The organism is Streptomyces sp. NBC_00986, from assembly GCF_045162565.1.
Taxonomy (GTDB): Bacteria; Actinomycetota; Actinomycetes; order Streptomycetales; family Streptomycetaceae; genus Streptomyces.
This window is the reverse complement of record NZ_CP108733.1, coordinates 8228168-8251661: the sequence shown is the minus strand read 5'-3', so window position 1 is coordinate 8251661 and position 23494 is coordinate 8228168. Positions and strand designations below refer to the sequence as shown.

Genomic DNA, 23494 nt, shown 5'->3' with positions numbered 1-23494 from the left:
TGCCCGGGGCGTGCATCCGCTGGCGGTGCATGCTCCCTGAACAAGGGCAGGCCATCGCGCAAGTCTCCCTGGTGAACGGGCGGTTCAACCGGAGGAGCACGCGATGGCCTTGTCCCAGTCTGAGCTGATGCGGCTGCTGGAGTCACTACGTCGGGCCGAGGGAGTTGAAGCAATCAGGGTGGTGTGCGAGCGCATCCTGCAGGAGCTGATCGAGGCCGAGGCCACCGATGTGATCGGTGCCGCGCCGCGTGAGCACACCGAGACGCGCACGACCTGGCGCAACGGACACCGGGAGAGGCTGCTGACCACGCAGGCCGGTGACCTGGATCTGAAGATCCCGAAGGTGCGGAGCGGGTCGTTCTTCCCGTCTCTGCTGGAACGCCGGCGGCGGATCGACCGGGCGTTGTTCGCCGTGGTGATGGAGGCATACGTGCACGGGGTCTCGACCCGCTCGGTCGATGACCTGGTCAAAGCACTGGGTGCGGACAGCGGGATCTCCAAGTCCGAGGTCTCGCGGATCTGCGGCGAACTGGACGAGGAACTGACCGCGTTCAAGGAACGGCCACTGGATCACACCGTCTTCCCCTACGTCTTCTTGGATGCCACCTACTGCAAGGCGAGGGTGAATCACCGGATCGCCTCGCAGGCCGTGGTCATCGCGACCGGCATTTCCGCCACCGGGCACCGCGAGATCCTCGGCCTGATGGTCGGCGACAGCGAGTCGAAGCCGTTCTGGACGAAGTTCCTGCGCTCGCTTCGGGCCCGAGGCCTGGACAACGTCCAGCTGGTCATCTCCGACAGCCACAGTGGTCTGGTGGCCGCGATCCGCACCGTTTTCCTCGGCGCGGCCTGGCAACGCTGCCGGGTTCACTTCGTCCGGGACGTGTTCTCGGTGATCGAGAGGGGTTCCGGAGAGATGGTCGCCGCCACCATCCGCACGATCTTCGCGCAGACCACCGGCGAGCAGGTGCGCACCCAGCTGAACGTGGTCGCCGACATGCTCGGACGGCAGTTCCCAAGGGTCAAGACGATGCTGCTGGACGCCGCAACCGACATCACCGCGTTCGCCGACTTCCCGTCGGCGCACTGGAAGAAGATCTGGTCGACCAACCCGCTGGAGCGGCTGAACCGGGAGATCAAACGGCGGGCCGACGTCGTCCAGGTCTTCCCCAACCCCGCCGCCCTGGACCGGCTCGCCGCCGCAGTGCTGGCCGAACTCCACGACGAATGGCAGGTCTTCGACCGCCGCTACCTCTCCGAAGCCTCCATGGCCGAACTCCTCACCACCAAGCCAACCGAACCCGAACCGCAGATCACCACACAACCGGAACCGAAACAGCTGCCGTGACTACACCACCCCGCGGGACATGACCGTTCTCATTCCAGAGCAAGTGCTGCTGCGATGTTCGCGGTCAGAGCACATTATCCAGCGGGAACACCGACCGCACCGCGCCCCGGTTCCAGCGCATGCGGGGTACCGTAGCCAGGAGGCCAGCGGTCGTCCACAGACAGCGGCCACAACAAAGCACTGACCGCATCGGCTCCACCCTCCAGAGCAACTCCCGCTGGTGCTCTTGCAAGGCGTAGGCGACGACGAGGCCACACGGGGCCAGATCCACGCGTCGAGGTCGAAGCGTCTGCTTCCGCCAACCCCCTCCAGCAGCTCGACAGCATCACTCAATAAACCGATCATCCAGGACTCTCCCAGTACACAACACGTGCACACATCCGCAGGAACTCCGGGGAACTACCGGGTAGATGCGGGAAGCCCTCAGACGCCGGAAAGGGCCCCGGCCAGGCCATAAGGCCAGGTCAAAGCCCTGCCGACAGACGAGCCGGGCTGTACGCCGGGTTCTGTCACCCAACCGCCTCGCGGCAGCCGGGGAGACGGCCATCCATCTAGGACCGGTGTTGCCACCGGCCTCGTGCGGTCTACCCGCGGACTCGGGCGGGCAGCCCTCGAACGTCCGCGCAGAGCGCGCTTTTCACGGCGGCGCTCCTTTTGACCTTGCTCCGGGTGGGGTTTACCTAGCCGCCTGAGTCACCTCAGGCGCTGGTGGTCTCTTACACCACCGTTTCACCCTTACCGAGGAGCGCCCTCTTTCGAGAGCACAGCCCCGGCGGTCTGTTTTCTGTGGCACTGTCCCGCGGGTCACCCCGGGTGGCCGTTAGCCATCACCCTGCCCTGTGGAGCCCGGACGTTCCTCGGGAAGTCCCCCTAGGGGCACTCCACGCGACCGTCCGCCCGGCTCGTCTGCCGTGTCGACCATGCTACCGGGCGGGCGCCGGCCCCTCGACCGTCACCCGATACTGCCGGCCCCCACCGGTCGACCAGTCCCACCGATCCTTCCGGTCCAACCGGTTCACTCAATCCCACCGATCCTTCCGGTCCAACCGGTTCACTCAATCCCACCGATCCTTCCGGTCCCACAGGTTCGACCAGCCCCGCCGACCCTTACGGCCCCACCAGCTCACTCAATCCCGCCGATCCTCCAGGTACCGCCGATCCCATCGCCTCTCCCGGAACCACCGACCTCACCGGTTCACCCGGCCCCGACGATCCCCCCGATCCGCCCGGACCCGCCGTCGCCAGCACCGACCCCGCCAGGATCAACGTGAACGCCACCGCGATGCCCACCGTCAGGCTCTCCCCCAGGAACAGCGCGCCCGCCGCCACCGCCACCGCCGGGTTGACGTACGTGATCACCGTCGAACGCGTCGGGCCAACCTCCTTGATCAGCTCCAGGAAGGCCACGAACGCCACCGCCGTGCAGATCACCCCCAGGCCGGCGAGGGAGGCCAGCACCTGGGGGGACGGGACCGAGGACGGCCAGGTCAGCGCCGCCGCGGGGGCGTAGACGATCGCCGCCAACGCCAGGCACGGTGCGGTCAGTTGGAGGGTCGGGACGTCCTTCAGGTAACGGGCCGCTATCAGCGGCGCCGTCGCATAGCCCAGCACCGTCACCAGCACCTCCGCCAGCGAGCGCGCGTCGCCGCCGGTCAGATGCGGGACCGTGAGGACGGTGACCCCGGCCAGCCCCAGCGTCAGGCCCGCCACGCGCCGGGCGCCCAGCCGCTCCGTGTCGCCGAAGAAGCGCGCCATGAGCACGCCGACGATCGGTACGCCCGCGATGAGCAGACCGGCGGTGGAGCTGGACAGATGGCGCTCCGCGTCCGTCAGCGTGAACCACGGGCCGATGATCTCGATGCACGCGAAGGCCAGCATCGGGCGCCAGTGCGCGCGGACCGTCCCGGCCAGGCCGCCTTGCCGTAGCGCGAAGGGCAGCAGGAGTACGGCGCCCAGGGCGCAGCGGGTGAAGACGACCATGGACGGGGAGAGCGGGGCGTCCACCGCCACCTTGATCATCAGGTAGGGGATGCCCCACACCACTCCCATCAGGGAGAACAGGAACCAGCCGCGTGCAGTCATACGGCGAGTCTGCGCCGACCCCTCACAGGGAGTCTTGAACGCTGTTGCGGTACGCCGCCGGCGTCACCCCCAGCACCCGCCGGAACCACCGCGTCAGATGCGCCTGGTCCGCGAAGCCCACCTGTGCCGCCACCTCGGCGGGCCGCCCGCCCGCGTCCAGCAGACCGCGCGCCCGGGTCACCCGGTACTGGGCGAGCCAGGCGTACGGCGGTATCCCCATCGTCGTACGGAAGGCGCGCAGGAGCTGGTAGCGGGACAGGCCGAAGTCCGCGGCCAGGGACGAGAGCGACGGCGGGGTCAGCAGTTCGTCCGCCAGGCGGTCCCTGACCGCGTGGGCCACCCAGGCCGCGCCCGGGATCTCGTCCGGCGCCGGGCGGGATGTGGAGTGGCGGCGGGTGAGGGCCGTGAGAAGCCATGGGAGGCGGGACTCCGCCTCCAACGGGTCGGGGCACGCGCTGAGTTGGGTGTGCGCCACGCGCAGTGCCACGGCGAGTTCGGCGTCGTCGAGGAGCGGCTCGCGGAAGTGCGGGAGGGCCGCGCCGAGGATGCCGTCGGTGAGGAGGGCCGGGTCGGCGTAGAGGGCTCGGTAGGCGTAGCCGTCGGTGGTGCTGCCGGGGCCGCCCGTGTGCATTTCGCCGGGGGCCAGTACGACGATGGAGCCCGGGGTCGCACGGATGCGGCCGCCGCGGTAGTCGATGAGTTCCGAGCCGCCTACGCAGACGCCGATCGTGAACTCCTCGTGCGCGTGCGGGGCATAGACGTGCCGGTCGAAGCGGGCCGTCAGGAGGTCGAGCGGCGGGCCGCAGCGGCCCAGTCTCGCCCTCGTCCACAGTGCCTGCTCACGTGGGCTCACCGGCCGCACCCCCTTGTCTCCACAGGGTGCAACGCGCGGGGGCCGCGTGTCATGCCGGGGCGAGCGCCCGTTCCAACGCGTCGAAGGCCGCGCAGATCCGTGCCCGGTGGTCCGCTACGAGTCCCTCCGCGCCCTCTCCCGCGAAGACGCGGCGCGCGGTGGTGACGTAGACCGCGCGGTACGCGGCGACGGTCAGCGCCGCGGTCAGGGCGGGGTCGGGGGTCTCCGGGGCGGTCTCGGCGAGGGCGGTGGTCAGGGCGTTCTCGATCTCCTCCAGGGCTTCGCGGCCCCGGGCGCGCAGGGCGGGCGAGTCGGCCACGACCTCCCAGAAGTCCGGGAATCCGCTGTCGGGGCCGGCCAACGGGTGGCGCCGGTCGAGGAGTTCGAGGGCGAGGCGGCGGAGCGCGGCGAGCGGGGTCTCGCCGGGGGCGCGGTCGCGTACGGCCCCGCTGAACATCTCGACCGCCTCCGGGATGCGGTCGAGGAACAGGTCCTCCTTGCGCGGGAAGTAGTTGAAGACGGTCATCGTCGACACCTCGGCGGCACGCGCGACCTCCGCGACCGACACCTGGTCGAAGCCGCGCTCCCGGAACAGCGCCGAGGCGACGTTCGAGATCCGCTGCCGTGTCGCCCGCTTCTTGCGCTCCCTCAACGGCAGCTCGGCGGCGTCCTTGGTTTCGTTCACGCTCTCGTTCCTGGTCTCGCTCACGAGAACAGTGTAGCCAATATAATTTTTTAGTGACTACACTCTAGGTATGAGCACTGACACGAACACCGACATCACCATCGGTACGGACTACGACGTCGTCATCGCCGGAGCCGGGCCCATCGGGCTGCTGCTGGCCTGTGAGCTGCGGCTCGGCGGGGCGCGGGTGCTGGTCGCGGAGCGGCTGGCCGAGGTGGACGAGACGATCAAGGCGGGCGGGATCAACACCCTCACCGCCGTCTCCCTCTACCGGCGGGGGCTGCTGCCCGCGCTGACCGAGGTGCAGGTCGAGACGGCGAACGGCATGAAGGAGTTCCTGCGGACGCAGAGCGGCGGTGAGGGCGCCGCCCCGCCGCCGAAGTCCGCCGGGCACTTCGCCGGGATCACCCTGCGGGCCGATCTGCTCGACGCGTCGGACCCCGCCTTCGCGGAGGTCGGTCCGCCCGGCGAGGTCGGCCGGTTCGTCCCGCAGGCCCCGCTGGAGCGACTGCTCGGCCGGCGCGCCGACGAACTCGGCGTCGAGGTGCGCAGGCAGGTCGAGTTGACCGGCTACGACGCGGACGACGAGGGGGTGACCGTCCACCTCGCCGCTACGGACGGATCGGCGCCGCAGGCCGTCCGCGCGGGCTGGCTGGTCGGCTGCGACGGCGGCCGCAGCCTCGTGCGCAAGCTCGCCGGGATCGAATTCCCGGGCACCGCACCGGAGATCACCGGCTACCAGGCGATCGCCGACATGACCGGCACCGAGGGCCTGAGCAAGGGCTGGAACGCCACCGGCGCGGGGATGTACACCTACGGCCCGATGCCGGGACGGGTGGTCTCCATCGAGTTCTCCGGGCCGCCCGCCGACCGTCAGTCCCCGGTCACCACCGAGGAGTTGCAGGCCAGTGTGCGCCGGGTGACCGGCGTCGACGTCACCGTGCACGCGCTGCACACGGCGACCCGGTTCACCGACAACTGCCGTCAGGCGGACACCTATCGCTCGGGCCGGGTCCTGCTCGCGGGCGACGCGGCGCATGTGCACTCGCCGTTCGGCGGACAGGGGCTCAACCTCGGTGTCGGGGACGCGATGAACCTCGGCTGGAAACTCGCCCTGGTGGTGAGCGGCCGGGCCCCGGTGGACCTGCTGGACACCTACACGGCGGAACGGCATCCGATCGGCGCCTGGGTTCTGGACTGGACGCGTGCCCAGATCGCGATCATGCGCCCCGACGCGCACGCCCGTGCCCTGCGCGGGATCGTCGGCGACCTCGCGGGGACGGCCGACGGCACGACGTACTTCGTCAAGCGGATCTCCGGTGCCTGGCAGCGCTACGACCTCCCCGGCGACCACCCGCTGACCGGCCGCAGCGCCCCCGACCTCGAACTCGCCGACGGCACCCGCCTCGGCGACCACCTCCACACCGGCCGCGCCCTCCTCCTCGATCTCGCCGACGACCCCAAACTCCGTGCCCGCGCGGCCGGTTACGAGGGCCTGGTGGACGTGCTGACCACCAGCTGCCCCCAACACCCCGAACTGGCCGGGCTGTTGGTGCGCCCCGACGGGTTCACCGCCTGGGCGTCGGACACGGACAGCACCGAGGACGACCCGACGGAGGCACTGCGCCTGTGGTTCGGCGCGCCGCTTGGCGCTTGACACTGCCGCGACGTCAGCATCTGAACTGACCCCATGAGGACCAACTGGGCAGGCGGCTGGCAGGTGTTCGGGTATGCGCGGGCGCGACGGGCCATGGTGGCCGGCTCGGCGCTCGCGTGCGTCCTGGAGACGCTCACCATGTCGGTGCTGCTGCGGGGCTGGCCACTGCTCCACCAAGTGGTCCCGGTCCTGGGCCTGTTCGCGGTCGCGTCCGTCGCCGCCCTGCACGCGGCCGCTGTCGCCCGCCCGCACCTGCTGGACCCCCAGGGGCTACGGCTCCGGCGGGCCGCCCGCGCCGACGTGATCGTCCCGCTGGGTGATATCGCCTCCGCCCGGGGCGAGTTGCGGGCGATCCGCCGCCGGGCCGACGGCGAACTCGACCTCCCCGTCGGCTTCCACACCTCGGTCACGCTCGAACTGACCGCCCCCGTAATCCACTTCACGCTCCTCGGCCGAAGGCGGGAGGTCGACACCGTCCGCTTCCACGCCGACGACGCCGACCGCGTCGTAGCGACCCTTCAGGCCCGTCTGGAAGCGGTCAGGCGGGCGCGAACCGTACCTTCGACGTGCCCGGGTCCGCCTGGGTGAGGCGGACCCGCAGCCGTTCCCCCAACGGTAGCGGGGTCGCGCCGCCTTCGAGGCGGGCGACGACGGCCGGGGTGTCCAACTGCACCTTTCCCACGGTGGGTTGGCGTTCCTCGACGTCCACCACATAGCCGTCGAAGAGGTCGCCGACGCGGTCCTGCAGCAGCGCCGCCTCGACGATGTCCACGCACTCGCGCTCGACGGTGCCCGCGAGGCGGTTGCCGTCGGCCATCTGTTTGGGGAGGGCGTCGAGGCCGGCCAGGACCCAGGCGGGTGGGTTGCCGGGGGCGAGGCAGAGTTCGGAGGCGTAGCGGTCGACCAGTCGCCGTAGGGGCGCCGTGCAGTGGGTGTAGGGGGCGGCCACCGCCGCGTGGGTGGTGACGGGCGGGAGGTTGCCGTCGCGGAAGACCGTGTAGCCGGCGCCGCGCAGCAGGGTCGTGCACTCCTGGAGGAAGGCCGCGTGGTGCGGGAGGTGCGGGTCGAGGGAGCGGATGAGCTGCGCGTACGACATGTGGTGCGGCCAGTCGATGTGCAGGGCGTGCGCGGTGCGGTGCAGGCGGCCGACGGCGCCGTCCGGGGCCGTGGGCAGGGTGCGCAGAACGCCCGTGCCGTGCTTGAGCATGAGCTCGGCCGCGGCCATGCCGGTGAGGAGGGAGATCTGGGCGTTCCAGCCGTCGGCGGGAAGCGGGGCGCGGTAGGCGAGTTCGTAGGTGTCGTCCCGCTCGACGATCTCCTGCTCGGGCACGTTGAGGGAGATGCCGCCGCGCTCCACCTCAAGACGCTCTCTTGCCTCGCCGATGTCCTTCAGCAGCGCGAGCGGCTCCTCGGCGGTGCCCGTGTCGATCCGCCGCTGCGCGGTCGCGTAGTCGAGTTTGGCCCGGCTGCGGACGAGCGCGCGGCGGACGTCGACGGCGGACGTACGACCGTCCGCGTCCAGGTCGATCGTCCACAGCACCGCGGGCCTCGTCACGTCCGGCAACAGGCTCGCGGCGCCCTCGCTCAGCAGGGGCGGGTGCAGCGGGGTCTTCTCGTCGGGGAAGTAGAGGGTGGTCACACGACGGTGGGCCTCCGCGTCCAGCGCGCCGCCGGGGACCACGAAGGCGGCGACGTCGGCGATGGCGTACCGGACCCGGAAACCAGTCCTCCCGGTCCCCCTACGGGACAGGTGCATCGCCTGGTCCAGGTCCATGGACGTGGGCGGGTCGATGGTGAAGAAGGGGATGTCGGTCGCGTCCTCGGCGGGCGGGGCCGGTGCCTTCGCGGCGCGTTCCGCCTCCGCCAGTACCTCCGGCGGAAAGGTCTCGGGTACGCCGAGTTCGGTGCGGAGTGCGGTGAGGGCGGCCCGGAGCGGGGCTTCGGGGGTGCCGGTCACCCGGATACGGCGGCTGGGCATGACACGAGCGTAGGCACAATCCGCAGGCCCGCACCCTTTACGCTGGCGCAAGCCCCTCCCGCGTGAGCCAGAAGTTCCCTCCAGAAGTTCCCTAAGGAGAAACCCGCCGTGCTCGTCCTGCTGCCGCCGTCCGAAGGCAAGGCCTCCTCCGGCCGCGGTGCCCCCCTCAAGCCGGAATCGCTCTCCCTGCCGGGACTCACCGACGCCCGCGCGGCCGTACTCGACGAACTCGTCGACCTCTGCGCCGCCGACGAGGACAAGGCACGCGACGTCCTCGGGCTGAGCGAGGGGCTGCGCGGCGAGATCGCGAAGAACGTCGACCTGCGGACGGCGGGCGCACGGCCCGCCGGGGAGATCTATACGGGAGTCCTCTACGACGCCCTCGACCTGGCCTCGCTCGAACCCGCCGCGAAGAAGCGGGCCGCGCGCTCGCTGCTCGTCTTCTCCGGGTTGTGGGGCGCGGTGCGGGTGACGGACCGGATTCCGTCGTACCGCTGCTCGATGGGGGTACGGCTGCCCGGGCTCGGCGCGTTGGGCGCGCACTGGCGGACCCCGATGGCGGCTGTGCTGCCGGAGGTCGCCGGGGAGGGGCTGGTGCTGGATCTGCGGTCGTCGGCGTACGCGGCGGCGTGGAAGCCGAAGGGGGAGGTCGCGGGGCGGACGGCGACCGTGCGGGTGTTGCATGCGCCTACGCGGAAGGTCGTCAGCCACTTCAACAAGGCGACGAAGGGGCGGATCGTGCGGAGTCTGTTGACCTCGGCGGGGGCGCCGGGGACGCCGGGTGAGCTCGTGGAGGCGTTGCGGGACTTGGGGTATGTGGTGGAGGCGGAGGCGCCCTCGCAGGCGGGGCGGGCTTGGGCGTTGGATGTGTTGGTGGACGAGATTCACTGAGCGATCCACCAAGCATGCGTTGCAGTGTGTGCAACGAGCTTTGCGCACACTGCATCACCTCGGCAGGATGAGGCCATGACTTCCTCCTCCCTGCTCGATCTCGCTCCCGTGCTGCCCGTCGTCGTCATCGACGACGTCGCCGATGCGGTGCCGCTCGCGCGGGCGTTGGTGGCGGGTGGGTTGCCGGCGATCGAGGTGACGTTGCGGACGCCGGGCGCGCTGGAGGCCTTGCGGGCTATCGCGGGTGAGGTGCCGGGGGCCGTGGTGGGGGCCGGGACCGTGTTGACTCCGGGGCAGGTGAAGGAGTGCGTGCGGGCGGGGGCGCGGTTCCTTGTCAGTCCCGGGTGGACCGAGTTGCTGTTGGAGGCCATGCAGGGGGCCGGGGTGCCGTTCCTGCCGGGGGTGTCGACCACGTCCGAGGTGGTCGCGCTGTTGGAGCGCGGGGTGCGGGAGATGAAGTTCTTCCCGGCTCAGGCCTCGGGGGGTACGGCGTATCTCAAGGCGCTGGCGGGGCCGTTGCCACAGGCACGGTTCTGTCCTACCGGGGGGATAGGGGTCGACTCCGCGCCCGACTACCTGGCGTTGCCCAACGTCGGGTGTGTGGGCGGGAGTTGGATGATTCCGGCGGATGCGGTGGCCGCGCGGGACTGGGGGCGGATCGAGGTGCTGGCCCGGGAGGCGGCGGGGCTGCGCTCAGCGTAGGTGGGACGTGTCGTTGAAGAGTCGTACGCTCGCGTTGCCGTCGGCGTAGTACGCCACCGCGGAGATCGAGGCGGCCGAGAGTTCCATGCGGAACAGGGACTCCGGCGGGGCGCCCAGGGCGAGTTGGACGAACGTCTTGATCGGGGTGACGTGGGTGACGAGGAGGACCGTGCGGCCCGCGTAGGCCGCGGTCAGCTTGTCCCGGGTGGCGGCGATTCGGGTCGCCGTGTCCGCGAAACTCTCGCCTCCGCCGGTGGGTTGGGCCGTGGGGTCGGCCAGCCAGGTGGTCAGGTCTTCGGGGTGGCGCTCGCGTACCTCGCCGAAGGTGAGGCCTTCCCAGGCGCCGAAGTCCGTTTCGCGTAGGCCCTCTTCGATCGTCACGTCCAGGCCGAGGCGCTGCGCTACGGCTTCGGCGGTTTCCCTGGTGCGGGTGAGGGGGGACGCGATGATGTGCTGGATGGTGCCTCGGGCTGCCAACGCGGTTGCGGCTCGCTCGGCTTGGTCCCTTCCCACGTTGGAGAGGGAGGGGTTGGTGCCGCCGCTGCCCGAGAAGCGCTTCTGGGGGGTCAGGGGGGTTTCGCCGTGGCGTAGGAGGACGAAGGTTGCGGGGGCGCCCATGTCTGCGGGGGCCCAACCGGCGCTGGGGGTCGCTACGTTGCGGGCTGCGCGGGTGTCGGCGGTGGATTTGTCGGTTGTCGTCACAGTGCGGGTGAGTGGGGGCTGGTCGCGCAGTTCCCCGCGCCCCTTAAGGGCGTCACCTGAGCCTGCGTTGGAAAGCTCGCCGTGTCCGCGCCCCTTAGGTGTCTCGCCTGAGCCTGCGTTGGAAGGCCCCGCATGTGTCCCGCGCCCCTTAAGGGCGTCACCTGAGCCTGCGCTGGAAAGCTCGCCGTGTCCGCGCCCCTTAGGTGTCTCGCCTGAGCCTGCGTTGGAAGACCCCGCATGTGTCCCGCGCCCCTTAAGGGCGTCACCTGAGCCTGCGCTGGAAAGCTCGCCGTGTCCGCGCCCCTTAGGTGTCTCGCCTGAGCCTGCGTTGGAAGACCCCGCATGTGTCCCGCGCCCCTTAAGGGCGTCACCTGAGCCTGCGCTGGAAAGCTCGCCGTGTCCGCGCCCCTTAGGTGTCTCGCCTGAGCCTGCGTTGGAAGACCCCGCATGTGTCCCGCGCCCCTTAAGGGCGTCACCTGAGCCTGCGCTGGAAAGCTGGGCGCGTCCGCGGCCCTGAAGAGTCTCAGCTGAGCCTGTGCTGCGGAGTTCGGCCGTTGAATTTGCTGCCGACCACTGCTCGCCGCGCTTCCCCGCGTCCATCGCCTCGTTGGCCAAGCGGTCCGCGTGTTTGTTCTCGGCCCTCGGGATCCACTCGTACGTCACCTGCTCGGCCGGGAAGACGGTGGCCGCCGCTGCCGCCAGCGGCTTCATGTCAGGGTGTTTGATCTTCCAGCGGCCCGACATCTGTTCCACGACGAGCTTGGAGTCCATGCGGACGTGGATGGACGCGGCGGGGTCCAGGGCGTGGGCCGTGCGGAGGCCGGCCAACAAGCCGCGGTACTCGGCGACGTTGTTCGTGGCGATGCCGATGTACTCGGCCGCCTCCGCCAGCGTCTCCCCCGTCGTCGCGTCGATGACGACGGAACCGTAGCCCGCGGGGCCCGGGTTTCCCCGGGAACCGCCGTCCGCCTCGACGATGAACTCCCGCACGGCGAACGCTCCTTACAGGCCGGACTCGGACGTGCGCACCAGGATGCGGCGGCAGTTCTCGCAGCGGACAACCGTGTCGGGGGCCGCCGCGCGGACCTCGTTGAAGTCGGTGATGGCGAGCTCCTGGCGGCAGCCCTGGCAGGTGCGCTGGTACAGCTTGGCCGCGCCGATGCCGCCCTGCTGCTGGCGGAGCTTGTCGTAGAGCTTGAGGAGGTCCGCGGGGATGGTGGCCGAGACGACCTCGCGCTCCTTCTCGGCCGTGGCCTCGTCGGCGTCGAGGGTCTCGTAGGCGGCCTCGCGGCGGGCGGTCGCGTCGTCGATCCTGCCCTGTACGGAACCGACCCGTTCGGTCAGTTCGGCGGTGCGCTCCTGCGCGGACTCACGGCGCTCCATGACCTCGAGGACGATGTCCTCCAGGTCGCCCTGGCGCTTGGCGAGGGAGACGATCTCGCGCTGGAGGTTCTCCAGGTCCTTGGGCGAGGTGACGGCACCGGAGTCGAGGCGCTGCTGGTCGCGGGTGGCGCGCTGGCGCACCTGGTCCACGTCCTGCTCGGCCTTGGTCTGCTCGCGGGCGCAGTCGCTCTCCTCGGTCTGCACGGCCACGAGCAGGTCGCGCAGCTGGGTGAGGTCCTTGGTCAGCGAGTCGATCTCGGCGTGCTCGGGCAGGGAGTTGCGCTTGTGCGCGAGCTGCGACAGGCGTACGTCGAGGGCCTGGACGTCGAGAAGTCGGATCTGGTCGGCGGGCGCGGCGTTCAGTTGGGGGCTCCCATTGAGTCAGGTGTGGCGGTGGACGCCGCGTGGGCGGTCCAGGGGTCGGTGACCGTCTTGGAGACGTGGACCCTGAGGTCCCATCCCTCTCGGTCGGAGATCTCGTCGAGCTGGGCGGCGGCCAGCTCGCACCAGGGCCACTCGGTGGCCCAGTGCGCCGCGTCGAGCAGCGCCAGAGAAGTGTGGGAACGGGCCTCGGACACCGGGTGGTGGCGGAGGTCCGCTGTGAGGAAGGCGTCCACGCCTGCCGCTCGTACGTCGTCGAAGAGGCTGTCACCGGAGCCGCCACTCACCGCGATCCGGTGGACCAGGGCGTCGGGGTCGCCCGCGACGCGGATGCCCTGCGCGGTGGCGGGCAGGCGCTCGGCGGCTCGGGTCGCGAGGTCGCGGACGGTCAGGGGGTGGTCCAGCTCGCAGATCCGGCCCAGGCCCCGGCGTCCTTCCGGATCGGTCGGGTCCGGTACGAGCGGTCCTACGACCCTGAGGTCCAGCGCGCCCGCGAGGGCGTCGGAGACTCCCGGGTCGGCGCGGTCGGCGTTGGTGTGGGCGACGTGCAGCGCGACGTCGTGCTTGATCAGGGTGTGCACCACGCGGCCCTTGAAGGTGGAGGCCGCGACCGTGGTCGTACCGCGCAGGTAGAGGGGGTGGTGGGTGACCAGCAGGTCGGCGCCCAGCTTCACGGCCTCGTCGACGATCTCCTGGACCGGGTCGACGGCGAACAGCACGCGGGTGACGTCCTGGTCCGGGTCGCCCACGACGGTGCCGACCGCGTCCCAGGACTCGGCCCGCTCGGCGGGCCACAGGTTCTCCAGCGCGGCGATGACTTCGGACAGGCGGGGTACGGACTGACGGGGCACGGGGAAAGGCTACCTGGCCGCACTGTGCGGCTGAACCGCTGAAGCGGTCGTATGCGGGCCTACGGCCCCGTTCAGCACACCCGCCCCGGTTTCCTCAGGCGAATCGTTACTTGGCCACCCTTATTGGTGAAGCGGCTGCTCATCGGTCCCACGTCCGTACGTGCGAAAACTAGTTTCGTGGCCGGAGGTGACCGAACCATGACGGCCTGTGCGATCGAGCCCACGGCGGCGGACGAGGACGGGGACGAACTCGGGGACGAGTGCGGGGACCCGCGGAACGGTGGCACCGCGTGTGCGATCACCGCGGACGGGGCGTACGCCGCCCGCCTCGCGCCGGCCGGCGACTGTCTGTTCCCGGAGCGGTGGACGCTGGACGGCCCCGAGCCGTACGCCGTACCGCTGCCCGGCAACCAGCCGGAGGAGCCCGGCACCGAGGTGCAGCCGATGGGCGACGGGCGGGTGCTCATCCGGCGGCTGGTCGACGGGCGGCACGCGTTCTCGCTGCTGTACCCGACCGGCCCGGGCACGGGTGAGCTGCCGCTCGGCGCGGTCGAGTGCCCGGACCCGGACACCCGGCTGCGGCTGCTGCCGCCCGCGCCGGGGGGCGAGAAGGCGTACGCCCTCGCCGTGGGCCGGCGCTCGACCGCCGTGTGGCTGGTGGCGGGCGGGGCGTTCGGTCCTGAGCATCTCGCGATGGTCCCGGGGCGGTGTTCGGGCGGGGTCTGGCTGGACCGGGCCGGGCGGATGCTGGCCCTGGACCGGGAGGTCGGCGGGCGGACCAAGGCGATCGTGGTCGACCTGGAGCGGGACGGGGAGGTGTCGCCGCTGCTGCAGATCGCCGCGGACAGCGACGACCGGCTGCTCGCGGCCGATCCCGACAGCGGGCTGCTGCTGATCGGCTCGGACGCGCCGTCGCCCGGGCGGGGGGAACGGCTGGGCTGGGGGGTGGTCGGGTCAACGCTGCCGGTGCGGTTCCCGGAGTGCCTGCGGCTGCCGGACTGCACGGTGACGCCGTTCGCGATCCAGCCGGGGCAGGTGCTGATGCCGGAGAACTGCGGGGTCGCCCTGCGCGTCGACGGGCCAGCCGGTACCTGGTTCGCCGTATGGCGGCCCGCCGAGCGGCAGTTGCTCCAACTCCCGGCGCCCGAGGGCTGGTTGACGGGCGCCGGGCTGTGGACCGAGGACGGGGTGCTGCGACTGCCGTACGCCACACAGGAAGTGCCGTGCGGTGTGGCGCGGTTCGCGGTGCCCAGGGGGGCGGGGGGAACGGGGGAAGCAGGGGACGCGGGATCCCCTGCGGTAACGGGGGGCGTGGGGGGTACGGGGGAAACACGCCCGGAGGATCCGGTTCGGGACGGGGCGGGGGGCGCGCCTGGGGAGGCCGCGCCGTCGCCGTCGGCACCGTCACAACCGGATCCTCCGGTGCCGGTCGCGCCGCGTCCGGTGCCCTTGCGGGAAGCGCCACTCAAAGGCCGGGTGGCCGTCGGGTAACAAAGTGGTGCGGCTCGGTAACGAAGTCGTTCCGGACGGCAATCCGCCTCGCTTCACCCCGGGAACGGCTGGATAAGATCGCCGGGCTGTAAGAAGGATCATGTTGCTACGGGGTGAAGTATCCGATGAACGACTCGAACACCGCGCAGACCATGTCTGCCGACACACATGAGGCCTCCGGTCACGGCAAGCACCGGGGCCCGGTCTCGGCGCAGGACGGCGATTCGGCCGCCCACGGCCGTCACCGCAAGCCGTCCGAGCAGTCCACGCAGTCGAAGTACGCGGCTGTCTGACGACACGTCAGAAGCCTTGCACCACCTCGCACGACACGGCCCCGCTCGTCTCCGGACGGGCGGGGCCGCAGCGTTCCCTATGCCGTGCCCGGCTCCCGCTTGAGTCCCAGTACCTCGGCCGCCGCGAACGTCTCCCCCGGCGGTCGCTCCGCGTAGTGCGGAGTGAGTACGGCGTCCAGCTCGTCGTAGCTGAAGATGTCCTGCTTGCTGTCGAACTTGGCCTGGACGTGCGGGCGTTCGACGATCGCGACTATGCCGCCGTGGACGACGAGGAGCTGGCCGTTGATGCGTTCGGCGGCGGGTGAGGCCAAGTAGCCGACGAGCGGGGCGACATGCTCGGGCGCGAGCGGGTCCAGGCCGTCGCCGTTCTCCCCGAACCCGGCGAAGACGTCCTCGGTCATCCGGGTGCGGGCGCGCGGGCAGATGGCGTTCGCGGTCACGCCGTACTTGGCCAGCGCGAGGGCCGTGGAGGTGGTCAGGCCGACGATTCCGCCTTTGGCGGCCGCGTAGTTGGGCTGTCCCGCCGAACCGGCGAGGTACGCCTCGGACGAGGTGTTCACGATCCGGCCGTACACCGGTGCGCCGGTCGCCTTGGACCGCTCGCGCCAGTGCCTGGCGGCGAAGTGGGTCGTGTTGAAGTGGCCCTTGAGGTGGACCCGGATCACCGCGTCCCACTCGCCCTCCGTCATGGAGAAGACCATGCGGTCGCGCAGGATGCCGGCGTTGTTGACGAGGATGTCGAGCCTGCCGAACTCGGCGATCGCCAACTCGACCAGTTCGGCGGCCTGTTGGAAGTCGGCGACGTCCCCGGTGTGGGCGGTGGCGCGTCCGCCCGCCGCGCGGATCTCGGCGGCGACCTCTTCGGCGGGACCGGCGGACGCCTCCCCCGAACCGTCCCGGCCCGGCTGCCCGTAGTCGTTGACGACGACGGCCGCGCCGAGCCGGCCGAGTTCCAGCGCCTCGGCCCGGCCGAGCCCGCGTCCGGCGCCGGTGACGATCGCGGCAAGTCCCTCAAGTGGCAACGTCATACCCGGCCCTCAGATCTCGATGCACGTGCGCAGGGCCGTCCCCTGGCGCATCTGGTCGAGGGCCTCGTTGATGTCGGCCAGCGGCACCCGGTGGGTGATCAGGCTCTCCAGGTCGACGCGGCCCGCCCGCCACAGCGCGATCGTGCGCTCGTAGGAACGCAACACGTCTCCCCCGCCGTACATCGAGGGCAGGATGCGCTTCTCGTCGAAGAACAGCTCGAACATGCTGAGTTGGAGGTAGTCGTCCAGGGCGCCCGCGCCGACGACGACGAGGGTGCCGCCGCGCCGGGTGTTCTCGTAGGCGGTGCGGGCGGTGGCGGAGCGGCCGACGACCTCGAAGACGTAGTCGAACCCCTCGCCGCCGGTGACCTGTTGCTTGGCGTCGGGCAGCTCGTCCGGCGAAATCGCCCTCGTGGCACCGAACTTGAGCGCGGCCTCACGGCGCGAGGCGACGGGGTCGACGGCGACGATCTCGGCGGCGCCCTTGAGCCGGGCACCCTGGATCGCGGAGATGCCGACACCGCCGCAGCCGATCACGGCGACCGACGAACCGGCTTCCACGTCAGCGGTGTTGAGGGCCGCGCCGAGTCCGGTGGTGACGCCGCAGCCGATGAGGGCGGCGATGTCGAAGGGCACGTCGTCGGGGATCGGTACGGCGCAGCCCGCGTCGACGACGACCTCCTCGGCGAAGGTTCCGGTGCCCGCGAAGCCGAAGACATCGCCGCTGGGGCGCTTGAAGTTGGGGGTGCCCGCGTTCATGAATCCGGCCAGGCACAGCTGGGTCTGACCGCGCTTGCAGGCGGGACACACCCCGCAGGCCGGCAGCCAGCAGACGACGACCCGGTCACCGGGCTTCAAGTGGCTTACGCCCTCGCCGACTTCGAGGATCTCGCCGGCACCCTCGTGCCCGGGTACGAAGGGAGCGGGCTGTGGCAGTACGCCCGCCATCGCGGACAGGTCCGAGTGGCACAGCCCCGTGGCGCGCACCCGGATCCTGACCCGGCCGGGCCCGAAGCCCGTCGCCTCGACGTCGTCGAGGACCTCCAGTTTGTCCTGGCCTATCTCGTGCAGTACGGCTGCGAGCATGGTGCGGCTCCCCTCAAACTCTGGTCAACTCTGGCCTGGATCAGGAGTGTTCGACGGTCGTGTCGGCGAGGACGGGCGCGTCGTCCCGCTCTACGGCGCTCACCGCGACCCGTACTTCGCCCTCACCCTGCCGCCACATCCGGATGCGCAGCGTCTCGCCGGGGAACACCACTCCGGCGAACCGTGTGTCGTACGCGCGCACCCGGCTCACATCGCCGCCGAGCAGCGTGTCGACGACCGCCTTCAGCGTCATGCCGTAGGTGCACAGCCCGTGCAGGATGGGCCGGTCGAAGCCGGCGAGCTTGGCGAACTCGGGGTCGGCGTGCAGCGGGTTCCAGTCGCCGGAGAGGCGGTAGAGAAGGGCCTGGTCCTCGCGGATGGCACGCTCAACGACCTTGTCGGGGGCGCCTGTTGGGGGTTCGAGGCGGGTGGAGGGGCCGCGGTCGCCACCCCATCCGCCCTCCCCCCGTACGAAGATCTGCGCGTCGTTGGTCCACAACGGGCCGTCCGCGTCGGCGACTTCGGTGCGCATGACGAGGACGGCCGCCTTGCCTTTGTCGTAGACGGCGGCGATATGACTGGTGCTGGTCGCGGTGCCCTGGGCCGGGATCGGGCGGTGCAGGCGCAGGGACTGGCCGCCGTGCAGGACGCGGGCGAGGTCGACCTCGATGCCGGGCATGGACAGGCCGCTGATGACGCCGGGTGAGCCGTTGCCCGCGACGGTGGCGAAACTCGGCAGGACGTGCAGCCGGGACTCCAGGGTGTAGCGCAGCTCGTCGGGGTCGGTCGCGGGGGTGCCCGCGCCGAGGCCGAGGTGGTAGAGCTGGACGTCCTTGGTGGTCCAGGAGATCTCACCGGTCCGGGGTTCGGCCGCGAGGGCCTGGGCTGCGTCGATGGGCATGGGGCTCCTGATCGCCGGTGGTCGAAGACCTCGGTGCGGCCGTCCGCACCGTCGGCCGCACCGAGGTCGTCACGGGCCGACCTAGAACGCGTTCCAGTCCGGCGCCCTTCTGTATAGCCGAGCGCCCCGCACTTGTGAAGGCTCCTGACGGTGCGTCAGGTGGGTGTCGGTTCCGGTGTCCGTACCGGCACCCGTGACATTTGTCCCGCCCGAGTCCGTACATGCGCATCTGCCGGGCGAGGGGCGCGGATCCGTAGCGTCGTAGCCATGACACAGACAAGTGGGGCGGCGGACCGGACAGAGCGTGCCGTGTCCTTCGCGGGGGCGGTCAAGACCTTCGGCGCGGTGCGCGCCGTGGACGGTGTGGACCTGGAGATCGGGCGCGGCGAGACGGTCGCGCTGCTCGGCCGCAACGGCGCGGGCAAGTCGACGACGATCTCCCTGCTGCTCGGGCTGAACGCGCCCGACGCCGGCACGGTCGAACTCTTCGGCTCCGCGCCCGAGTTGGCCGTACGGAACGGCCTGGTCGGGGCGATGCTGCAGGAGGCGCGGGCGCTACCCCGGGTCACCGTCGGCGAACTGGTCGCCTTCGTCGCCCGGCGTTATCCGAAGCCGATGCCGGTCGCGCAGGCCCTGGAACTGGCCGGTATCGCCGAGCTGGCCGGGCGGCGGGTGGACCGCTTGTCGGGCGGGCAGACACAGCGGGTGCGGTTCGCCGTGGCGCTGGCCGGGAACCCGTCGCTGATCGTCCTCGACGAGCCGACGGCGGCGCTGGACGTGGAGGCTCGGCACGCGTTCTGGCAGTCGATGCGGGCCTTCGCCCGGCGCGGGCACACCGTCCTGTTCTCCACGCACTACCTGGAGGAGGCGGACGCGCACGCCGACCGGATCATCGTCATCGACCGCGGCCGGATCGTCGCGGACGGCACCGGCGAGCAGCTCAAGCGCGCGGCCGGCGGCAGCCTCGTCTCCTTCGACCTGGCGGGCGGCTCCACCGAGGGTCTCGCCCAGCTGCCCGGCGTACGCACCCTCGAAGTACGCGGCGACCGCGCGCTGTTGCGCACCGACGACTCGGACGCGACCGTGATCGCCCTCGCCGCCCGCAACGCGATCCGCGGCCTTGAGGTCACCCCGGCGTCCCTCGACGACGCGTTCCTCGCCCTGACGACACACGAACTGGAGACGGTGTGATGCTCGACCGCCTGCGGCTCGCAGACCGCCGGACCACGCGTAGCCCCGGTTCGATGACCGGCCGCACTGACACCGGCCGCCCGCTCGACGCCACCCCGGCAACCTCGCACCGCCGTATCCCCACCATGACGACCACCGAGACGGAGACCGTGTGATGCTCGACTACCTGCGCCTCGAAGTACGCCGGACCCTGCGCGACGTCGGCTTCGTGATCGGCGGGATCGCGATGCCCGTGATGATGTACCTGCTGTTCACGAACCTCGGCGGTGACGACAGTGGCTACAAGGCCACGGCGATGGTCGGCATGGCCGCCTACGGCGCCGTCGGCTCCGCCCTCAACACCGGCGGCGGGGTCGCCGAGGACCGGGCGATCGGGTGGCTGCGGCAGTTGCGGGTGACCCCGATGACCCCGCGGCAGGTCGTGCTCGGCCGGGCGCTGACCGGTTCGGTGACCGTGCTGCCCTCGATCGTCGCGGTGCTCGCGGCGGGCGGACTGGTGAACGGCGTACGCCTCGACGCCTGGCAGTGGGCGGCGATCGCGCTGCTGCTGTGGCTCGGCTCGATCCCCTTCACCCTGCTGGGCCTCGGCAACGGCTACGGGCTCACCTCCCAGACCACCGGCGTCACGAACATGGCCTGCAACCTGGGGCTCTCGGTGATCGGCGGCCTGTGGTTCCCGATCAGCCTGTTCCCCGGCTGGCTGCGCGCGGTCTCCCACTACACCCCGACCAACCGCTTCGCCGAACTCGGCACCTCCGTCGCCGACGGGCACGCCCCGGCACTCGGCGCGATCGTGGTGCTGACGGCTTGGCTGTTCGCGTTCGGTTCGTACGCTGTGCTGGCGTACCGCCGGACCGGGCGGACCGTGTGACCGGGGGAGCGAGAGAGATGTCCTGGATGCGAGGAATCACCTGCCAGCTACAGCAGTGGAAGGCCGCGCGGACCCAGTGGAAGGCCGACATGGCGGAGTTCAAGATCGCGCAGAAGGAGGCCCGCCGCAAGGGCGAGCGGCCCGAGAACCCGGGTCCGCCGCCGACCGGCTTCTCCCTGCTGCCCTGGCTGCTGATGGGCATGGGCTCCTTCTCCAACCTCCTCCAGGGCAAGACCTCCAACCCGTGGATCGGCGGCCTGGGCCTCTTCCTCTTCAACTCCCTCTACATCTATGTGGTGTTCCGCTCCTTCGTGAAGGAGAAGCGCCAGGCGGTCTCCACACTGGTGGCGCTGGTCGTGATGGGCCTGATCACCTGCGGCCTCGCCCTCGGCTACGGCGGCAGCTGGCTCTACTTCTTCCCCCTCCTCGGCCTCGCCACGGGCGCCGTCGTCCGCGGCCCGCGCCTCGGCCAGGTCGGCCTCGCCCTGACGGCGCTCGCCGCCGCGGTCTCCGTGTACCGGGCGGGCTGGGACGCCATCAACGTCGCCTACGGCACGTTCCTGTCGACGATGGTGACCGCGGCGATCCTCTCCCTCTCCGAGGCCGTACGCGAACTGCGCGCCGCTCGCGAGGAGTTGGCCCGCCGCGCGGTCGAGAAGGAACGGATTCGGTTCTCCCGCGACCTGCACGACCTGCTCGGGCACACCCTCTCGGTGATCGTCGTGAAGTCGGAGGCGGCCCGGCGCCTCGCACCCCGCGACATGGAGGCCGCGCTCGACCAGATCACCGACATCGAGGCCGTGGGCCGACAGGCGCTCACCGAGATCCGCGAGGCCGTCACCGGTTACCGCGAGGGCAGCCTCGCCACCGAACTCGACCGCGCCCGCTCCGCCCTGTCCGCCGCCGACATCGACCCGGTGGTCCGCCAGTCGGGCCCGCTCCTGACCCCGCAGAACGAGGCCCTGCTGGGCTGGGTGGTCCGCGAGGCGGTCACCAACGTCGTACGGCACAGCGGCGCGACCCGCTGCGAGATCACGTTCGACGGGGTCATGGACCGCGTCCGCCTGACGATCGCGGACGACGGTCCCGGGGACGGGGGCTCCCCTGGGACCGGCCCCACCGAGGGCATCGGCGGGACCGGTCTGAAGGGCCTCACGGAACGCCTCGCGGTGGCGGGCGGCTCCCTGCGGGCCGGCCCGTCACCACGCGGCGGCTTCACGGTCACCGCCGAACTCCCGGTGGAGTCGGCGGAGTTGGCCGCTACGGCGCCCAGGGAGCCGTGACCACCCAGCTCACGTCGTCCGTCCACGAGGTGGCACTGTCGAAGGCGTTGGAGCCGCCGTCACTCGCGATGTAGACGTTGTAGTTGTAGTGCCGGAGATATCTGGTCGGGTAGTTGTACGACGCGAACGACGTGCCCGTGCCGCTCTTGCCGGTCGACGCGCAGAACGTGGCGTCCTGTCTGAACTGCGTTGTCCCGACCATGGGTTGGCGATAGAGCTGGTAGTTGTAGTGGCGCAGGAAGTCGCCGGGATAGTTCCGGGACTCGAACGAATAGCAGGAGCTGTCGGCGAGCCCCCTGCGGACGATCCAGGTCGCGTCGCCCTTGTCGAGCGCCGCGCTGCTGGACGTAATGGCGGAGAGCACCGCCGCGTTGTTCTGGTGGCGGATGTAGTCGCCGGTGCAGCACGAGGTGGTCGCGCGCAGCGAGATCTCCGAACCGGCCGCCAGTGTCCCGGTGGTGCCGGTCGACGCGCCGTAGCCGACGGACACGATGTTCGCCTGCACGGAGTTGTCGGCGGCGTCGGTCGGGATGCCGGCGGTCATGACGCCCTCGAAGAACGAACCGATGGAGCCGTTGCTGTTGTCCCCGCCGGTGCCCAGGACGATCGCGCCTTCCTGATGCATGGGCGAGTAACCACTCGTGGTGGGTTCACCCCCGGAATAGGAGGTCGTGAGACTCCCCGACTGCGCGTTTCCGGATTTCAGCGCGAAATGGTCCTGACCGTTGTTTTTCAGCAAAGCGGTGACGAACGGTATCGCCCCGGTACCGGTGTTCGCCGTGTTCTTGCTGTACCCGGAGTCCGACTGGAACAGCCCGTTCTCCAGGTCGGCCTGCACCCAGGGACCGCTGCCGTAGCAGGGCGCGAACCAGCACTCCGTACCGAAGTTGATCGCGTCCATGTGACCGTTGCCGGTGTCCTGGTTGTTGGTCTCGGCGTTGCCGTAGTCGAAGCAGCAACTGCCGTTGACATGGGTGCCGGACGTCACCATGTACATCCCCTCGGCGGCGCCGTTCGTGGCCACGCCCGAGGTGGAGTTGTCGCGGTAGCCCATGCCGGCCGAGATCTCCAGGCCGTAGACCTGATGCCCGCCGGCGGTCACCGGCAGCGCGTCCGCGGGCGCCCCGACATCGGCGACACCGGCCCCGCCCGCACCCTCGATCGTGAGGTCGTTGTGGCGCGCGGACTGGTCGTAGATCTTGGTGATGATGCACGTCGTACCGGCACAGAACGAGTCCTGCGCCGCCGCGTTCGCATACCCCCCGGCCGCCAGCAGACCGATGTTCGCGGTGGCACTGTCGGAGGCCCGCTGCACCTGGTACAGCGAGCCGTTGTACGACGAGTAGAGCGCCCTGACGAGACTGTGCGCGGCGACGCAGGGCGTCCCGGCGGTGGCGTAGATGTCGCACGGCAGCGAGGTGGCGGCCGAGGCCTGCGGCACGCCGACGGCCAGCGCGAGGACGGTCACGAGCGCGGACAGGGCGGCGAGGGTGGCGTTTCTCAGCCGGCGCGGCCGGGTGCGGAGGAATCTCAGGAACACGGTGCACCTCTTCTGTTGCGGGTAGGCGGTGCGGGTGGTTGGCGCGGGTGAAGCGGGGTGCCTGGCGCGGGTGGAGCGGAGCGCCTGGAGTTGCAGTACGAGTGGCTGGTCGATATACCGAACCTCGTTCGATCGATATACCGAACCCATTCGCGATCGAAATGTCGAACTGCCGAAAGTTTGTCGAAAGGTTTCCGGAATCGGCCCGGTACGGGAAATTCCTGGGGTGATTGCAGAATGCCGAGGCGATTGTTTGCCCGGAGCCGGAGACCGTCAAGACTCGCGGACGCGAACAAT

21 protein-coding genes and 1 other RNA gene are annotated in these 23494 nt (G+C 70.6%); 10 read left to right on the top strand and 12 right to left on the bottom strand.

Going from position 1 to position 23494, the window contains the following annotated elements:
• Nucleotides 1–103: 103 nt before the first annotated feature.
• Complete coding sequence (locus tag OG504_RS36960; RefSeq protein WP_405989060.1) at nucleotides 104–1348, top strand: IS256 family transposase; 1245 nt, start codon at nucleotides 104–106, stop codon at nucleotides 1346–1348.
• A 479-nt stretch (nucleotides 1349–1827) separates the two neighbouring features.
• Here OG504_RS36960 and rnpB read toward each other — a convergent pair.
• The 4 genes from rnpB to OG504_RS36940 all read right to left on the bottom strand — a co-directional run bounded on the left by rnpB (nucleotide 1828) and on the right by OG504_RS36940 (nucleotide 4992).
• Nucleotides 1828–2253, bottom strand: an RNA gene (gene rnpB / locus OG504_RS36955) — RNase P RNA component class A.
• 202 nt (nucleotides 2254–2455) lie between these two features.
• Nucleotides 2456–3430 carry a DMT family transporter gene (locus OG504_RS36950; protein ID WP_405993682.1) on the bottom strand — a complete coding sequence of 325 codons (975 nt, stop codon included), beginning with the start codon at nucleotides 3428–3430 and terminating at the stop codon, nucleotides 2456–2458.
• Nucleotides 3431–3452: 22 nt separating this feature from the next.
• Nucleotides 3453–4283 carry a helix-turn-helix domain-containing protein gene (locus OG504_RS36945; protein WP_405993681.1) on the bottom strand — a complete coding sequence of 277 codons (831 nt, stop codon included), beginning with the start codon at nucleotides 4281–4283 and terminating at the stop codon, nucleotides 3453–3455.
• Between the two features lie 49 nt (nucleotides 4284–4332).
• The gene (locus OG504_RS36940) at nucleotides 4333–4992 is read right to left on the bottom strand and encodes a TetR/AcrR family transcriptional regulator (protein ID WP_405993680.1); all 660 of its coding nucleotides are present in this window, start codon (nucleotides 4990–4992) and stop codon (nucleotides 4333–4335) included.
• A 46-nt stretch (nucleotides 4993–5038) separates the two neighbouring features.
• Between OG504_RS36940 and OG504_RS36935 the strand changes: the two genes are divergently transcribed.
• A complete protein-coding gene (locus OG504_RS36935) occupies nucleotides 5039–6625 on the top strand; it encodes an FAD-dependent monooxygenase (protein ID WP_405993679.1) in 1587 nt (528 codons plus the stop codon).
• A gap of 33 nt (nucleotides 6626–6658) precedes the next feature.
• Nucleotides 6659–7213, top strand: a complete 555-nt coding sequence (locus OG504_RS36930) for a hypothetical protein (protein ID WP_405993678.1) — start codon at nucleotides 6659–6661, stop codon at nucleotides 7211–7213.
• On the opposite strand, the gene OG504_RS36925 is transcribed toward OG504_RS36930, so the two are convergent.
• Complete coding sequence (locus tag OG504_RS36925) at nucleotides 7164–8603, bottom strand: RNB domain-containing ribonuclease (protein WP_405993677.1); 1440 nt, start codon at nucleotides 8601–8603, stop codon at nucleotides 7164–7166. The two genes, OG504_RS36930 and OG504_RS36925, sit on opposite strands and share 50 nt — an antisense overlap.
• 108 nt (nucleotides 8604–8711) lie before the next feature.
• On the opposite strand from OG504_RS36925, the gene yaaA reads away from it, so the two are divergent.
• Nucleotides 8712–9494, top strand: coding sequence for a peroxide stress protein YaaA (gene yaaA, locus OG504_RS36920; protein ID WP_405993676.1), 783 nt, complete (start codon nucleotides 8712–8714; stop codon nucleotides 9492–9494).
• A gap of 75 nt (nucleotides 9495–9569) precedes the next feature.
• Nucleotides 9570–10196 (top strand): bifunctional 4-hydroxy-2-oxoglutarate aldolase/2-dehydro-3-deoxy-phosphogluconate aldolase, encoded by a 627-nt coding sequence (locus tag OG504_RS36915; protein WP_405993675.1) that lies wholly within the window; start codon nucleotides 9570–9572, stop codon nucleotides 10194–10196.
• Here the strand turns inward: OG504_RS36915 and OG504_RS36910 are convergent.
• Genes OG504_RS36910 through OG504_RS36900 form a run of 3 tightly spaced genes read right to left on the bottom strand, consistent with a single transcriptional unit; the run spans nucleotide 10188 to nucleotide 13513 of the window.
• Nucleotides 10188–11888: a bifunctional RNase H/acid phosphatase gene (locus OG504_RS36910; RefSeq protein ID WP_405993674.1), complete on the bottom strand. Its 1701-nt coding sequence runs from the start codon at nucleotides 11886–11888 to the stop codon at nucleotides 10188–10190. The two genes, OG504_RS36915 and OG504_RS36910, sit on opposite strands and share 9 nt — an antisense overlap.
• 12 nt (nucleotides 11889–11900) lie before the next feature.
• Nucleotides 11901–12644: a C4-type zinc ribbon domain-containing protein gene (locus tag OG504_RS36905; protein WP_327407303.1), complete on the bottom strand. Its 744-nt coding sequence runs from the start codon at nucleotides 12642–12644 to the stop codon at nucleotides 11901–11903.
• Nucleotides 12641–13513: a Nif3-like dinuclear metal center hexameric protein gene (locus tag OG504_RS36900; protein ID WP_405993673.1), complete on the bottom strand. Its 873-nt coding sequence runs from the start codon at nucleotides 13511–13513 to the stop codon at nucleotides 12641–12643. The genes OG504_RS36905 and OG504_RS36900 overlap by 4 nt, the downstream gene beginning before the upstream one ends.
• 198 nt (nucleotides 13514–13711) lie before the next feature.
• Here OG504_RS36900 and OG504_RS36895 point away from each other — a divergent pair, with 198 nt between their 5' ends.
• Both OG504_RS36895 and OG504_RS36890 read left to right on the top strand, forming a co-directional pair.
• Nucleotides 13712–15004: a hypothetical protein gene (locus tag OG504_RS36895; protein ID WP_405993672.1), complete on the top strand. Its 1293-nt coding sequence runs from the start codon at nucleotides 13712–13714 to the stop codon at nucleotides 15002–15004.
• A 125-nt stretch (nucleotides 15005–15129) separates the two neighbouring features.
• Nucleotides 15130–15297 carry a hypothetical protein gene (locus OG504_RS36890; protein WP_405993671.1) on the top strand — a complete coding sequence of 56 codons (168 nt, stop codon included), beginning with the start codon at nucleotides 15130–15132 and terminating at the stop codon, nucleotides 15295–15297.
• Nucleotides 15298–15374: 77 nt separating this feature from the next.
• Here OG504_RS36890 and OG504_RS36885 read toward each other — a convergent pair whose 3' ends face one another.
• From OG504_RS36885 to OG504_RS36875, 3 genes are read right to left on the bottom strand one after another with little or no spacing between them, the layout of a single operon-like run.
• Nucleotides 15375–16325 carry a 3-oxoacyl-ACP reductase gene (locus OG504_RS36885; RefSeq protein WP_405993670.1) on the bottom strand — a complete coding sequence of 317 codons (951 nt, stop codon included), beginning with the start codon at nucleotides 16323–16325 and terminating at the stop codon, nucleotides 15375–15377.
• A 9-nt stretch (nucleotides 16326–16334) separates the two neighbouring features.
• Nucleotides 16335–17411, bottom strand: coding sequence for a Zn-dependent alcohol dehydrogenase (locus tag OG504_RS36880; RefSeq protein ID WP_019064374.1), 1077 nt, complete (start codon nucleotides 17409–17411; stop codon nucleotides 16335–16337).
• Nucleotides 17412–17451: 40 nt separating this feature from the next.
• Nucleotides 17452–18312, bottom strand: a complete 861-nt coding sequence (locus OG504_RS36875; RefSeq protein ID WP_405993669.1) for a MaoC/PaaZ C-terminal domain-containing protein — start codon at nucleotides 18310–18312, stop codon at nucleotides 17452–17454.
• A gap of 267 nt (nucleotides 18313–18579) precedes the next feature.
• Here OG504_RS36875 and OG504_RS36870 point away from each other — a divergent pair, with 267 nt between their 5' ends.
• The 3 genes from OG504_RS36870 to OG504_RS36860 all read left to right on the top strand — a co-directional run bounded on the left by OG504_RS36870 (nucleotide 18580) and on the right by OG504_RS36860 (nucleotide 21657).
• On the top strand, nucleotides 18580–19503 hold the full coding sequence (locus OG504_RS36870) for an ABC transporter ATP-binding protein (protein ID WP_405993668.1): 924 nt from the start codon (nucleotides 18580–18582) through the stop codon (nucleotides 19501–19503).
• Between the two features lie 154 nt (nucleotides 19504–19657).
• Nucleotides 19658–20374, top strand: a complete 717-nt coding sequence (locus OG504_RS36865; protein WP_405993667.1) for an ABC transporter permease — start codon at nucleotides 19658–19660, stop codon at nucleotides 20372–20374.
• Nucleotides 20375–20391: 17 nt separating this feature from the next.
• Nucleotides 20392–21657, top strand: coding sequence for a sensor histidine kinase (locus OG504_RS36860; protein ID WP_405993666.1), 1266 nt, complete (start codon nucleotides 20392–20394; stop codon nucleotides 21655–21657).
• Here the strand turns inward: OG504_RS36860 and OG504_RS36855 are convergent.
• Nucleotides 21635–23197, bottom strand: coding sequence for an alpha-L-arabinofuranosidase B (locus OG504_RS36855; RefSeq protein ID WP_405993665.1), 1563 nt, complete (start codon nucleotides 23195–23197; stop codon nucleotides 21635–21637). The two genes, OG504_RS36860 and OG504_RS36855, sit on opposite strands and share 23 nt — an antisense overlap.
• Nucleotides 23198–23494: the final 297 nt, after the last annotated feature.